Annotated in this window: 11 protein-coding genes; 6 read left to right on the forward strand and 5 right to left on the reverse strand. The window is 49.9% G+C overall.

Translation table 11 applies throughout. The features are described from left to right. Positions 1-46: 46 nt before the first annotated feature. Together ACYU8Y_RS09450 and ACYU8Y_RS09455 are read right to left on the reverse strand one after the other, a co-directional pair. Complete coding sequence (locus ACYU8Y_RS09450) at positions 47-1,795, reverse strand: N-acyl-D-amino-acid deacylase family protein (protein ID WP_460936509.1); 1,749 nt, start codon at positions 1,793-1,795, stop codon at positions 47-49. 207 nt (positions 1,796-2,002) lie between these two features. Then, positions 2,003-2,623, reverse strand: a complete 621-nt coding sequence (locus tag ACYU8Y_RS09455) for a hypothetical protein (protein WP_460936511.1) — start codon at positions 2,621-2,623, stop codon at positions 2,003-2,005. A gap of 394 nt (positions 2,624-3,017) precedes the next feature. On the opposite strand from ACYU8Y_RS09455, the gene ACYU8Y_RS09460 reads away from it, so the two are divergent. Further along, entirely contained in the window at positions 3,018-6,281 is a 3,264-nt protein-coding gene (locus ACYU8Y_RS09460; RefSeq protein WP_460936513.1) for a SusC/RagA family TonB-linked outer membrane protein, read from the forward strand. Positions 6,282-6,343: 62 nt separating this feature from the next. Further along, entirely contained in the window at positions 6,344-8,098 is a 1,755-nt protein-coding gene (locus ACYU8Y_RS09465) for a RagB/SusD family nutrient uptake outer membrane protein (RefSeq protein ID WP_460936515.1), read from the forward strand. A gap of 273 nt (positions 8,099-8,371) precedes the next feature. Here the strand turns inward: ACYU8Y_RS09465 and ACYU8Y_RS09470 are convergent, their stop codons facing one another. The 3 genes from ACYU8Y_RS09470 to ACYU8Y_RS09480 form a co-directional block, all read right to left on the reverse strand. Then, a complete protein-coding gene (locus tag ACYU8Y_RS09470; protein ID WP_460936517.1) occupies positions 8,372-9,418 on the reverse strand; it encodes a sensor histidine kinase in 1,047 nt (348 codons plus the stop codon). A gap of 227 nt (positions 9,419-9,645) precedes the next feature. Then, positions 9,646-10,374 (reverse strand): LytR/AlgR family response regulator transcription factor, encoded by a 729-nt coding sequence (locus ACYU8Y_RS09475; RefSeq protein WP_460936519.1) that lies wholly within the window; start codon positions 10,372-10,374, stop codon positions 9,646-9,648. Beyond that, complete coding sequence (locus tag ACYU8Y_RS09480; protein WP_460936521.1) at positions 10,374-11,420, reverse strand: sensor histidine kinase; 1,047 nt, start codon at positions 11,418-11,420, stop codon at positions 10,374-10,376. Before ACYU8Y_RS09480 ends, ACYU8Y_RS09475 begins: the two co-directional genes overlap by 1 nt. 230 nt (positions 11,421-11,650) lie before the next feature. On the opposite strand from ACYU8Y_RS09480, the gene ACYU8Y_RS09485 reads away from it, so the two are divergent. The 4 genes from ACYU8Y_RS09485 to ACYU8Y_RS09500 all read left to right on the forward strand — a co-directional run bounded on the left by ACYU8Y_RS09485 (position 11,651) and on the right by ACYU8Y_RS09500 (position 14,643). Beyond that, a complete protein-coding gene (locus tag ACYU8Y_RS09485) occupies positions 11,651-12,514 on the forward strand; it encodes a pirin family protein (RefSeq protein WP_460936523.1) in 864 nt (287 codons plus the stop codon). 18 nt (positions 12,515-12,532) lie between these two features. After that, on the forward strand, positions 12,533-13,144 hold the full coding sequence (locus ACYU8Y_RS09490; protein WP_460936525.1) for an NADPH-dependent F420 reductase: 612 nt from the start codon (positions 12,533-12,535) through the stop codon (positions 13,142-13,144). Between the two features lie 63 nt (positions 13,145-13,207). After that, positions 13,208-13,489 (forward strand): GNAT family N-acetyltransferase, encoded by a 282-nt coding sequence (locus tag ACYU8Y_RS09495; protein WP_460936527.1) that lies wholly within the window; start codon positions 13,208-13,210, stop codon positions 13,487-13,489. Positions 13,490-13,650: 161 nt separating this feature from the next. Continuing rightward, positions 13,651-14,643, forward strand: coding sequence for an alpha/beta hydrolase (locus ACYU8Y_RS09500; protein ID WP_460936528.1), 993 nt, complete (start codon positions 13,651-13,653; stop codon positions 14,641-14,643). Positions 14,644-14,663 lie beyond the last annotated feature (20 nt).

Raw genomic sequence — 14,663 nt, forward strand, 5'->3', positions numbered from 1 at the left:
ACGAGGTAAGTCGTAGCGTGCCCTGTTAAACTAGTACCGAGGGGGCCTAACGGACACGCTTCCTGTTCACTCTTGCCAGCACTTTATCTTTTTTGCCCGGCCCCCACAAGGCACGACCAGGGAAAATCCCCGTGTGGGTTCCGTCGCATAATACCTGTTTGCCATTGATGAATACGTGCTGAACTCCGACGGCGTATTGAAAGGGCTTCTCAAAAGTGGCTTTGTCGCCAATAGTTGCCGGATCGAAAATAACAATATCGGCAAAGTAGCCGGGTTGGAGCAAACCACGGGACTTGAGTTTGTGATTGGTTGCGGGCATGCTGGATAGTCGGCGAACGGCTTCCTCCAGAGACATAAGCTGTTCCTCTCTGACATACCGGCCCAGCACGCGGGCGAAGTTACCAAAGGTGCGAGGATGCGTGGTGCCATTTAAAGAATCTCCTTCCTGAATTGAGGCCGCATCCGATCCAAAACTGACCCAGGGCTGTTGAATTTCTTTCCGGATATTCTCTTCCGACATCAGGAAATAAATGGTCCCGACGCGGGCCTTATCCTGCACAATCAAGTCCATCACGGTTTCGAGCGGATCCTTTCCCCGTATGGCGGCTACCTGCCCCAGTGTTTTCCCCGTGTATTTCTTCAGAGAGTCCTGTTCAAAATCTGCTAAGACAATGTTATCAACGGAACCCGCCAGGGCAAACAAATTCTCCCATTCCTGGGTCTGATGAATCACTTCATGAGCAATTTTGCGACGTTCGTCAGGATCCTGCAATCGTTTCCAGCCTGCCAGAAAACCACCGTTGAAAACATAGGGGGGCAGGCAGGACGTTAAGCCCGTCCCACCGGCTGTGTATGTATACATGTTGGCGGTTACGTCCTGCCCGCCTTGTCTGGCCTGATTAATCAGCGCAATGGCTTTATCTATTTTAGGCCAGTTGCGTACGCCACTTGCCTTGAAATGATAGAGTTCAACAGGAAGTTTGGCTTCCTTGCCTATGCGAATAAGCTCCTGAATGCCCTCTTCCAGGCGGTCCCCTTCGCTCCGCATATGAACAATGTAGCGGCCTCCGTAGCGGGCAGCTTCCCGACTGAGCGCAATCAGTTCGTTTGTATCCGCAAACGTATTAGGAGGGTAAATCAGCATGGTTGTTACTCCCAGTGCACCGCCTTCCATTGCCTCACGAACCAAGGCCTGCATCTGGACTAACTGACTGGGCGTGGGCTTCACATCATCTTCTCCCAGTACGTTCATACGCACTTCGCCCGCCCCTACATAAGAGGCAATGTTTGGCGTAATGCCTTTGCGCTCCAGTTTGGTCATAAACTCCGCCAGCGTTGTCCAGGTACAGGTATCGGCCCCCGTACCAAACGTAGCCAGATTACGGTTAATCCGTTGGCGCATGGCCTGGTTCTTCACCGGCCCCCACGATAGTTCTCCAAAAATTTCGGTCGTTATGCCCTGCTTCAAATCGCTCATGGATCGGCTGTCCTGCAGCAGATACGCTCCTGTGTGCGATAGGACATTGATGAATCCCGGCGCCACGGCCATACCCTTGGCGTCAATGATGGTGGTCGCTTTGGGCAGGGATCCCGATGCGGTGGTTAGGGCACCCACGCCCACGACCCGGTCTGCCCGAATGCCAACGTCGCCTTTGTAAGGCTTTTGACCGGAACCATCGTAGATGAGTCCATTGCGGATGAGGATGTCGTAGGATGCGGGCGTTGGTGATTTTACCTGACCAAAACAAGTGAAGGATAGAGTCAGGTACAGGATAGTGACGGAGAGTATTTTCATCAGAAGGCGAAAGATGAGCTAAACTCTCAAAAGATAAGGATAATGTCTTTACGAGGGGCGTTTAAGCCGTGTAATTACGACGAATCTACAACATCCAGGCCATAAAGGCATTTCTCCACTGTCTAGACAACTGGCTAAGCACCAGTTGTATCTGCCAATACTCCATTCGTCCACGAGCGTTTACCAGCCAACGTTGACCTAAGGTGATCAAATCCTGTGCTTTTTCGCTCTATGCTGAATCGTCAGTTTGAGTGACCCTTCGAAGAAGTCGAGCAGGGCCTTTTCTAAGTGTTCTTCCAGATCGACAACCTTATAAATTTCCCCATTAACCTCAAGTACTTCTTGCTGATCGGGCTGATGGTGACCATCTGGGCTAGTCGAACCAACTACCTGACCTGAGTGACTACTAGACCAGCTCAGAACGCCATCCCCCTGTTTACTCTTGGTAAAATTCAAGTTCATGGCCAGCTTTTGACGGGGCTTAACTACTTGCCTTAAAGAAGACTTGATTCCAGGATTGCTTAGTGGATCGGATAGCTTTTGGGGAACCGTTTTTTTGAGTGGTTCCGCAGTAGCCTTAACTGAACCTGATCGGGCAAGGATAAGAAATCTGTCCAGCGACATGTCTGGTTCAGCAGCCCAACGCTTGCCTTTATGGTAAACCGAATTCGTCAGGCTCAGGAGATCCACTTCGACTAGTTGTTTTAAAAAGGCAAAGCTTAACTGATAGGTGGTTACCAGTTGATCAGTGGATACGGAATCCGTTCTGGCAAAAGCTGATCGAACCTGTTTGATTTGATGATGAAATCGGATGCCTTCAATACTCATAGCAAAGGGATAAAGTAGAATCGGCGACGTCAACAGGAATTTGAAGGATGTGTTCCTGCGAACTGCAGAGTCCATGAGCCGGACAGGCTGTCGAGATTATCAACCACACGAAATTAACCTGAACGAGGTGGTTAATTGGCGAGGGTTTAATCATCCTAACGCTCCTTGGGCCATAGTTCGTCTGCAAAGCAATTGGTTGTAGCCATAACCAGACCGTTTTTTCGACCAACGACCCGATAGCGCTCCTACATAACGCGCTAGGCTAATTCTACGTTGTTGATCGGATAAATCAGTAGTTGGTCGCATAAATCAGTCGTTGGTCGAATGGATAAATGATCAACAAACTTCATCGGTTAATATTGTTCTAAATATTAGCTAAATACTACAACCTGACATGAAGACAAATTTTTACAAGACCTTTCAGGTTTTGCTGCTGGGCGTATCAATGCTCCTGGGATGTCTAAGCGTTTCCGCACAGGACCGCCGGATTACCGGTACTGTCACCGGTAACAACGAACCCCTACCAGGGGCTAACGTAGTTGTGAAAGGTACCACTACAGGTACCTCTACAGATGCCAATGGGGCCTTTACGCTAACCCTCAGAGGGGCGGCTGATGAGCTCGCTGTCTCGGCGATTGGGTACAAATCGGTCGTGGTGGCGGTAGGCAACCAGACAGCCATTACGATTAAGCTTGAGGAGGATGCCTCGACGCTGAATGAGGTAATCGTGACAGGGTACACCACCGATAGCAAACGCGACAACACCGGTGCTGTATCCACAGTAAAAGCCCGGGATTTAAAAGCTGTTCCCTCCGCAAACATTGAAACCCAGCTTCAGGGTCGGGTTGCCGGGGTTACCGTTATTGCCAGTGGTCAGCCTGGTGCCAGCAATACCATTCGGGTACGGGGATTTGGCGCATTTGGTGGTAACACGCCTTTGTACATTATCGATGGCGTACCAACGGGTAGCAGTGGCTTGTTAAGTCCTGATGATATTGAGTCTACGACCGTTTTGAAAGATGCTGCAGCCGCGTCTATCTACGGTGCTCGTGCGGCTAACGGCGTCATTGTTATCACAACCAAAAAAGGCCAGCGTAAACCGCAGAAACTCACCGTTTCGTATGATGGCTTATTTGGCTTCACGGATCCGGGCAAATCGCCGGCGGTGCTCAATCCGCAGGAGCAGGCTGACTGGACCTGGACTGCCGTACGCAACCGAGAAATCGCGCTAGGACAACCAATCGACTTTTCGGGTATCGCCAGCGGCCAGTATGGGGCAGGAGCAACCCCCATTTTACCCGAATACATTCAGGTTGGGAATCGATTTGGGGTAACGGGTGGTGTCGATTTGGCCGCCGAACGAGCAAAATATAATGTCGATGTGGCCAATGGGCCTATTTATCAGGTAACGCGGGCTAACCAGGAAGGTACAAACTGGTATAAGGCCATTACCCGGACAGCTCCTCTGATGCGCCATACCTTAGGCTTCTCGGGCAGCAGCGAAAGTGGTCGTTATTACGTGAGTCTTAGCCAGCAGACCCAGGCGGGTATTCTGCTGAATAATAACTTCAGCCGGTACTCGTTCCGGGCTAACTCGGATTTTGACGTTCTTAAGAATAAGAAACTGCGGTTTGGCGAAAATATCCAGGCTACCTACATTGATATCTCTGGTCAGGTAGGGGGTACGAATGGACAAAATCTGTCACAGGAAGAAAGTGAAATTCTAACCGCTTTCCGGATGGCGCCAATCATTCCCGTCTATGACGTATTTGGTGGCTATGCCGGTACAGCCGCTAAAGGATTTAACAATCCTCCTAACCCAAGAGCTAGCCGCGACGCAGCTAAAAATAACAAACAGTTTAACATCGGCCTTTTTGGAAACGCTTATCTGGAGTATGATGTCATTCCCGATCTGACAATCCGGAGCAGCATCGGTGGTTCACTGAGCAACTATTACAACAAAACGACCACCCGCAATACCTACGAAAATGCCGAAGGAAACAACGGTGGTTTCCGGATCAATGAAGGAGCCGGTTATTCATTCGCCTGGACGTTCACGAACACGGCTCAGTACAAGCGGAAATTCGGTATTCACAGCATCGACCTCCTGGGCGGTATCGAAGCCCTGAATACGGAATTTGGCCGGAATATCAGCGGTGTCGGCCTGAACCCGTTCTCGACCGATCCAAGCTACGCCAGCATCTCTACTTCTTCGGCGACGGGTCGGCAGTCGAATAGTGATCTGTTCAGCGGTGTAACATTCTACTCGCAGTTCGGACGCGTCAACTATAGCTTGCTGGATAAATACCTGGTCACCGCGGTTGTTCGTAGAGACGGTTCATCCCGCTTTGGCTCTGCCAATCGGTATGGCGTATTCCCGGCTCTCTCGGCCGCCTGGCGTATATCGAGTGAGGATTTTATGAAAGATCTGACATTCATTACTGACCTGAAAATCCGGGGTGGCTGGGGCCAGATGGGTAACTCGAACAACGTAGATCCGAACAACCAATACAGCCTGTTCCAATCGAATATTGCTAACTCGTACGATATTACGGGTAGCAACTCAGCGGTAGACCCTGGCTTCTTCCGGAGCCGGATCGGTAACCCCAATGCGAAATGGGAAACCAGCACGACTTCCAACATCGGTATTGATGGTTCGTTCCTGAACAACAAACTGGAAGTGGTCCTCGATATCTGGCGTAAAGACACCAAAGACCTCCTATTCCAGGTGCCCATCGCGGGTGTCATTGGCCAGCGGGCAACGGCTCCTTCGGTGAACATTGCCAGCATGCGGAACCAGGGGATCGATATTCAGGTGATTACCCGTGGTAAAGTAGCAAACGATGTTGGGTACGAAGTGAACGTAACGGGTAGTTTATTGAGCAATAAGATTCAGACTTTGGCACCGGGTGTTCCTTACTTTGACGTTGCTCCCGGTACTAACCGGTTGTCCTTACCAGAAACCCGAAATGCACCTGGCCAAAGTCTGGCCGCGTTCTACGGTTACAAAGTAATTGGTCTGTTCAACTCGCAGGAAGAAGTTAAAGCAGCTCCAACGCAGGAAGGCGCTGGTGTAGGCCGATTCCGGTATGCTGACATCGATGGCAACGGTATCATCGATAACAACGACCGTACTTTCATTGGTAGCCCGATACCAAAGTTCACGGGTGGCTTAAACCTGCAATTGAATTACAAAGGTTTTGATGTGGCCACTTATTTGTATACCTCGCTGGGGAGCAAGATTTTCAACATGTCGAGATGGTTTACTGATTTTTACCCATCCTTCTCGGGAGCGGCTATCAGTGCACGGGTAAAAGATTCGTGGACACCGACCAACACGAATACGACACAGCCGATCTTCGAAGACGTCTCCAATTTCAGTACCAATATCGTTCCTAACTCGTTCTACGTTGAGAGCGGCTCTTACCTGCGGATGCAGAACATCACGCTGGGATACACCTTACCCCCAGCCCTTCTAAGTAAAATAGGACTGAGCCGGGTACGATTCTCGATCGCGGCAAACAACGTCTTCACGGTTACGGGCTACAAAGGACTGGATCCGGGCGTTGGTGGTGCTGCTGACCAAAACCTGGGTATTGACGTGGGTAACTACCCAATTACACGGAGTTATAATGCAGGCTTAAGCATTGGTTTCTAATAGGCCAGGGCAAAAAGTCAATCGGAATACTTGACAAATCTATTTTTTCAGAAAAACATAAAATGAGAAAGTCAATTACAAAAGGGGTGGGTCTTACAGTGCTGTTGACGGTAATTTCGCTGGCTTGTAAAGATTCGTTCCTGAATGTAGCCCCAACGGGTCAGTTGGTCGGCTCTAATCTTACAACGAATACTGGCCTGCAGGGGCTGCTGATCAGTACCTATGCCCAGTTGAATGGACGGGGTTACTCGCAAACGGCCAGCCCAACCAACTGGGTGTACGGCAGCATCATGGGGGGCGACGCCAACAAAGGATCCGATCCCTCCGATTTCAACGCCATCACCCCCTTCGAAACCTACCTGGTGGCTGCATCCAGTGCAGAATTAAACTTTCGCTGGCAAGCCCTGTACGAAGGTGCAAGCCGGGCCAACTCCGTACTCCGGCTCCTGCCTTCGGCTGACCCGACCGTGACCGCTGCCACCAAGCAGCAGATTGGGGGCGAAGCCCGCTTCCTCAGAGGGCTCTACTACTTCGACCTCAAGCGGACCTTCAACATGGTTCCTTACATCGATGAGACCAAAGATTACGGAACGGGCGCTACCACGGTAAAAAATGACACCGACATCTGGCCGAACATCGAGGCTGACTTCAAATTTGCCTACGACAACCTGGCCGAGACCAACACCTCGGCGGGTCGGGCCAACAAATGGGCTGCGGCTACTTATCTGGCCAGAACCTACATGTACCAGAAGAAGTACACCGAAGCCAAAGCCCTGTACGATCTGATCATCGCCAACGGCAAAACCACCAACGGCAAGAAGTATGGCCTGGTGGCGCAGTATGCCCAGGTGTTCAACGCAGCCAACGAGAACAGCGAAGAAGCCGTTTTCTCGACCCAGAACGTAGCCAATGCGGGTAGTTCGGATGCAGCCTCGGGCGACTTGAACCTGAACTATCCCTACAGTGCCGGCATTGGGGCCACCTGCTGTGACTTCTTCAAGCCCAGCTTCGATCTGGCCAACTCGTTCCGGACCGATGCCACGGGTCTGCCGATCGACATGGCCCAGGCTAACGGGGCGTACGACAACGCGACCAACGAGCTGAAAACGGACATGGGTCTGCTGCCCGGTGATGCGTTTACTCCCGACACCCGCACGGTCGATCCTCGTCTTGACCACACGGTTGGTCGTCGGGGTATTCCTTATCTGGATTATGGCAACTTCACCAGCGCCTGGACGCGTAACCAGGCCTTCGGTGGTCCCTACTCGACGAAGAAGTATGTTTTCTATCTGGCTCAACAAGATAAAGTGGCCGACGTATCGAACTGGACCAAGGGTTGGTCGGCCACGAACATCGTTTTGATGCGTTACTCGGACGTGCTGCTGATGGCGGCCGAAGCCGAAGTGGAAGTGGGTAGCCTGACAACGGCGATGAACTATGTCAATCAGGTGCGTAACCGGGCTGCCAACCCCGCCGGTTTCGTGGTGACTGCCGACGGCAAGCCGGCGGCCAACTACGTGGTTGCTCCTTATCCGGCTTCTGCCTTTGCCTCGAAGGATGTGGCTCGTAACACGGTCCGGTTTGAGCGTAAGATCGAGTTAGCCGAAGAAGGTCAGCGTTTCTTCGATCTGGTGCGGTGGGGCATTGCGGCACCGACGTTGAATGCGTTCCTGGCGTACGAAAAGACGAAGCTGTCGAATGCTTACAGTGGTGCTGTATTCACGGCGGGCAAGAACGAGTACCTGCCACTGCCACAAACGCAGCTTGACCTGCAGAACGGTAGCACGGCTATTTTGAAGCAAAACCCTGGCTACTAGGACAGCTAACGGTTTATTCTTAAAATAGACTGCATGTTTTCATATAGATTCCGGAAGGCATTTGCCTTTCGGAATCTTTTTTTTGCCATTTTCATGACTGGTACACTTTTTTTTGGCAATATCCACAGACCAGGAGAGGGCTTGTCGAACTACTCGCCTTTACTCGGTTGGGGATAAAGCCGTTGATAGACTCGCCTGTGAGCTGCTCGTTAAGCTGGTGCGGACAGCCTTTGACGAAGGGTTCATCATCCGGCAAGAAATAGCGGATGGCAATCAGTTTATATTGAATTTTAAGACGGCCAGAAACTGACTACCTTCGGGCAGTGTGACTAATTCGTAATTGTCGGGGAAAAGGATATCCAGTCGCTTTTTTAAGTTCGTCAGACCTAATCCTTTAATTGCTGTGAAATACGAGCCGTCGGGTAAGGAGTTTTCTGCCGAAAAAACCAGTCGATTTCCATTGCGGGACAAACGAAATTGAATCCAGCAAGCTTCTTCAGTCTGCGCGGCTCCATGTTTAAACGCATTCTCCACGAAGGGTAATAATAGCATCGGTGGAATCATCAGATTCGTTAAATCGGATAGTTCATCGAAGTTCGTCAAGACATCAAGCCGGTCGGCATACCTAATTTTTTCCAGCGAGATATAGTCCGTTAAGTAGGCTACTTCCTTCGCAACGGATACCATCGATTGGTGGCTTTCGTGTAGTTGATAGCTAAACAGTCCAGCCAACCTTTGCAGCAAATAGGGCATCCGGGCGGGTTGATGGATAGAGACAGAAATTAAGTTATTGAGTGTATTGAAAAGAAAATGGGGCTGCACCTGGCTTTGAAGCAGACGATACTCGGCCGCGAGTTTTTCCCGGCGGTAACTCTCACTCAATTGTTGCTGCTGAAAGGCGTGTCGTATCAGATTGACTGCGACAAACAGCGCGACAATCAAGTGCAGTTGCATGGTTTCGGCCAGAATTTTAGGCCAGTACCAATAGGGTTTGAGCAAGCCTTGAGGAAAATAGACAGGATACAGCCAGATGTAATTAATAGCTCGGCGAAGCAGGCCAAAAATCAGTAAGCCTCCGGCCAAACTTGTCCAAAAACCAGCCATTCGGGCGAAAAGCAGAAAGTGACGAACGGTCACCAATAAATGCCAATAACCGGCGACTATCAGCAGAGGCAAGTTCAGGGTGATGAAATGTAGACTTTTCTGAAAATCATCCAGGTGAGCGCCCATATTGAGCCATTCGAACAAGAAGCAGCCTAACCAGAAAAGCCCTTGAAACCCAATATCCCGATTAGGTATACCCATCCTGAAAGGAGCCATCACCAATGCTATTATTTCTCCAATAAATACCAAATATAGGCTTTATTGGAGAAATAATAGTAGATAATCCGTCTGAATGCGTACTTACCTGCCTAAATCGAGTTAACGTACCACAAACGACCAATTTTACTGAAGTTGGTTAACTGATTAGGCGAAACGGTAGGTTTGTCATTCGTCCAAAAGGCGCGGAAGCCGGGTAGCTATTGGCCTGACTACCTGTCGTTCTTTTATTCGCGCTGGAGCACTTCCTCAAGTTTTGTTTTATAGATTCGCCCAATGGGGATTTCCTCATTGTTGATTCGAATATAGGTGGCACTAATGGCCTGAATATGATCAAGTGCGACGATAAACGATTTGTGAATCCGCACAAAACGATCCGTGGGCAATTTTTCTTCGAGGTAACTGATGCGCAGGTAGGACATAAGCGTTCCTGACACCGTATGAATCCGTACGTAATCTTTCAGTCCTTCAATCCATAAAATATCCTCCAGATAAAGTTTGACCATCTCTTTGTTGACTTTGAAGTACTGATAGTCTTTTCCAGTTTTGGCTGGCTCCGGCGATTCAGCAACCACTGGGGCCAGTGGGGCAAAACGGTAAATTTTACCTACTGACTGGAGAAACCGCTCAAACGATATAGGTTTCACTAAAAAATCCAGCACATCGAATTCATAACTATCGAGGGCGTATTCTCTGTAAGCGGTCGTAAAGATCACTTTCGGCTGGTTACCTAGTGGACGCAGCAAATCAAATCCTGTTAATCGAGGCATCTGAATATCCAGAAACAGGATATCGACCGGAGCACCAGCCGCCGATGTTTGCTGCAAAAACCGCAATGCCTGAGTAGGGCTGTTGGATACACCCACCAGGTCCAGATCCGGTAATCGATTGATGTATTCCCTCATCAGATCAGTTGCCAGAGGTTCATCATCGAGTACAAAACAACGAATAGCCATTAGTTTACATTAAATTTTAAGACGGCCAGAAACTGACCATCTTCCGGTATGGTGAGCAGTTCATAGGTACCCGGAAAGAGAAAATCCAGCCGTTTTCTAAGATTTGCCAAGCCAGTACCTGTCGTTGTTGAGGTGCTTAGCCGATCGGGCATGGAATTTTCCGCCGAAAAAACCAGCCGATCGCCTATTCGGTACAGGTGCAGTTGAATCCAGCAAGCTTCTTCGGTTTGGGCCGCTCCGTGTTTAAACGCATTCTCCACAAAAGGTAAGAGTAGCATTGGTGGAATCAGCAGATTTGTTAACGTCGGTACCTCATCGAAGTTCGTTATAATGTCCAGCCGATCTGAATAGCGAATCTGTTCCAGTGAAATGTAATCCCTCAAATAGGCAATCTCTTTGGTGATGGGTACCGTCGGTCGATGACTTTCGTGCAACTGGTACCTGAGCAACCCCGCCAGCCGCTGCAATAGATTGGGCATTTTAGCGGGTTGGTGCATAGACACCGATATCAGATTATTAAGGGTATTGAACAGAAAATGAGGCTGAACCTGAAATTGTAGCAGGCGGTATTCTGCGGTGAGTTTTTCCCGGAGGTATGTTTCGCTTATTTGCTGTTGAGTTAACGCATGACGAACCAGATTAACGGCGATAAACAGGGCAATCACCAAATGCAGATGCATGGTTTCGGCCAGAATTTTAGGCCAGTACCAATAGGATTTAAGCAAGCCTTGAGGAAAATAGACGGGGTAAAACCAGGTGTAGTTGATGGCTCGTCGTAGCAAACCAAATGCCAGCACACCCCCAACCAGACTAACCCAAAAACCTGACATACGACCCGATAACAGGAAATGACGAACTGTAATCAGCAGGTGCCAGTAACCAGCCATGACAATTATCGGTAAATTCAGGGTGATGAAGTAGAGGCTTTTCTGGTAATTTTCCATGTATGCCCCCGTGTTAAGCCATTCGAACAGAAAGTAGCCCAACCAGAAAATACCCTGAACCCAAATTTCCCGATAGGGTTTAAGCGTACTAAAACGAGCCATTGTTGATGATTTATCTTATAACGAAAATCTAATTTACATCCTCTTCAATTCCCCTCCCATTTTTTTCGTGTAAGTACTTGAATAAGCAGCCCGAGAGCAGATTTTCCCGATAAAAGGCCGATTTGCTCAGTCAAGTATTGATCTACATCAACAGGTTTAATTATCATACCTCATCGGTTTGCCGGAGCTGGTGCTAGTAAGTTTGCTTCCAGATAAAGAGAGTAGACGTTATGCTACAAAGAACCATTTCCCGACTATATACACCGCACAACGAACAGGGCTTTCTGGGCGCAGGTCATGTGGCCCGTACGGTTTTAACAGGTGGCTTTGCCAAAACAGATCCGTTTATTTTCCTGATGGACGATATGCTGGACAAAAAAGATGACGAACCCGCCGGTGGACCACATCCTCATGCCGGGTTTGAAACGGTCTCGCTTCTGATCGATGGGGAGATAAAGGAGATGCTGGAGTCCATGAAAAAAGGAGATTTCCAGATCATGACGGCCGGTAGTGGCACGGTTCATACCGAAACCATAGAGGGTCCTACCCAAGGGCGTTTGTTTCAAATGTGGCTGAACCTTCCCCGGAAAGACCGCTGGGTTACGCCCCGTATTCAGATGTTGCCAGCCGAACGGGTGCCGGTACTGGACAAAGGGGGCGTCAGCATGCGGTTATACAGTGGGACGCTAGCCGGTATTCACTCACTGGTTAAGAATTATACCCCCCTCATTGCCGCCGAATTTATCATGCAAGCAGGCGTTGAGACCAGCGTTCAGTTTCCGGCCCGTTTTAATGCGTTTCTGTATGTCATCAGTGGTTCGGTGCAGATCGCGGGTGAAGAAATAAACCATGATCAGGTAGCCTGGCTGGATTTATTCGAGACCGAAGAAGACAGTAACCTGACGATGCTGGCAGGGGAGAGCGGGGTTCGTTTCGTACTGTACGCGGCCGAGCCTACCCACGAAACCATCGTTTCCTATGGCCCCTTTATTGCCGATACCCAGGCTGAGATTGCCGACTTATACAAACAATACAGGAGCGGGACAATGACACACATCGCTGCCGCCCCGGAAGCCCAGAAACTGACTTATTGATTTTTAAACAGAACGAGCATGAGTTACACAATCGGCATCATCGGTTCAGGCCATATTGGCCACGGACTGGCTGCGCATTTGGCCAGAACAAACTACCCCGTGTTGATCACCAACAGCCGCGGGGCGGCATCGCTGGCGGACCTGGTGGCTTCCATTGGCGGATCGTTAACAGCCGCTGACTTCAGCCAAACCATTGCCCAGGCCGACGTTTTATTTATTGCCGTTCCCTGGACACAGCTACCGGATCTGGCCAATGAATTACAGGGTTATAACGGGAAGATTCTTGTCGATGCCACCAACAATATCGTATCGGTCAGCCCTTTCCGATTGGCCGATACGGCGGGTAAATCAACGGGTGAGTACGTAGCGGAGTTGTTTCCCAGGCAACGGGTCGTAAAAGCGTTTAATACCCTCGCGGCAGCTACGCTTGCCCAGCCATCGCCAACCAGCCTGGGCCAGACGGTCATTGTCATCAGCGGTGATGATGCCGACGCGAAAAAAGAGGTAGCCGATATTACGAAAGCCATGGGATTCGAGCCGGTCGATCTGGGCACATTCAGGCAGGGCGGACACCTTCAGGATGTGGGCGGGGCTTTGTCGGGAATTGAATTTATTCAGGTAAAACGATAAGCAGCAGGTTACGCTGGAAACGGCATAACGACTCTGGTACGTATAGACGAATACGAATCATACATGGACATTCAGCATAAAGACAACGGGCAAAAAGGAATATTTTACGTAGAGGTAGACGGTAAAACAGAAGCTGAAATGACCTACATATGGTCGGGTAATCAACGAATTATCATTGACCACACCGGCGTAAGCGAAGCGCTGAAAGGGCAGGGCATTGGCAAACAACTGGTGCAGGCAGCCGTCGCTTTTGCCCGTGAAAAACAACTTAAAATACTACCACTTTGTCCATTCGCCAAATCGGTATTCGAGAAAACGCCTGATTATGAGGATGTACTCTTTTAGCATTGAACTTTGCCAATTTAGTTGATGTACATCAACGGCGTTTTTTATCATACCTTAATGCCTACCGCTTTCGCGACCGCTAGTTTTGTCGCATCCTTAAAGAAATTAAACTTTTCTGGATCTATCATTTTACATCATTAAAAGCATAACGGCTATATCCCATGAGCAGCACGGCGCAGGAGCGTCCTTTTAAGGGCGAGCAGGACCCACAGATATTTTCGGAGGTCAGGACTTTTTTGCAGGCACTGAATTCAGGCGGTGGTAAGCCCGTAGAAGCCTTAAGCCCTACCGATGCCCGGCAGGTATTGACCGGTGCCCAGCAATCGGTCGGGATCGATTACTCGGGTATTACCGAAACCGAAAAGACGATTTCGCAGAACGGCTATCAGGTAAAAATCCATATCGTAAAGCCCGAGCAGGCGCCGGATGGAGCACCCGTGTTCCTGTTTATCCACGGGGGAGGCTGGGTGCTGGGCGACTACCCCACACACCGGCGGCTCGTGCGCGATCTGGTGGTGTACAGTGGAGCCGTAGCCGTCTTTCCCGATTATACGCCTTCGCCCGAAGCCCAGTACCCAACGGCCATCAACGAAATCTATGCAACGCTACAATGGGTAGCTGAAAATGGCCGCGAAATAGGCGTGGATGGCAGTAATTTGGCGATTGCCGGAAATAGTGTTGGCGGTAACATGTCGGCGGTTGTAGCCTTGATGGCTAAGCATAACAACGGTCCCAAAATCAAATTACAGGTACTGTTGTGGCCTGTTACGAATGCTGATTTTGATACCGACTCGTACAACCTGTTTGCCAATGGCCGGTTCCTGACCAAAAACATGATGAAGTGGTTTTGGGACAATTACCTGCCTGAGGCCAGCAAGCGGAACAATATTTATGCGTCGCCCTTACAGGCAACCCTGGATGAGCTGCAAGGCTTGCCACCGGCATTGGTCCAGACCGCCGAAAATGATGTATTGCGGGATGAAGGTGAAGCCTATGCCCGTAAGCTGAACGAAGCGGGTGTACCAGTAAGCCATACCCGATACAACGGCCTGATTCACGACTACGGTCTGCTGAACCCCATTGCTACCGTTCCGGCAGTACAAACGGCCCTGTTGCAGGCGGCTGCGGTGATCAAGTCGGCTTTGAAGGCCTGATCGTTGCCGAAAAAACGATC

The sequence above is a fragment of the Spirosoma humi genome (assembly GCF_054776575.1).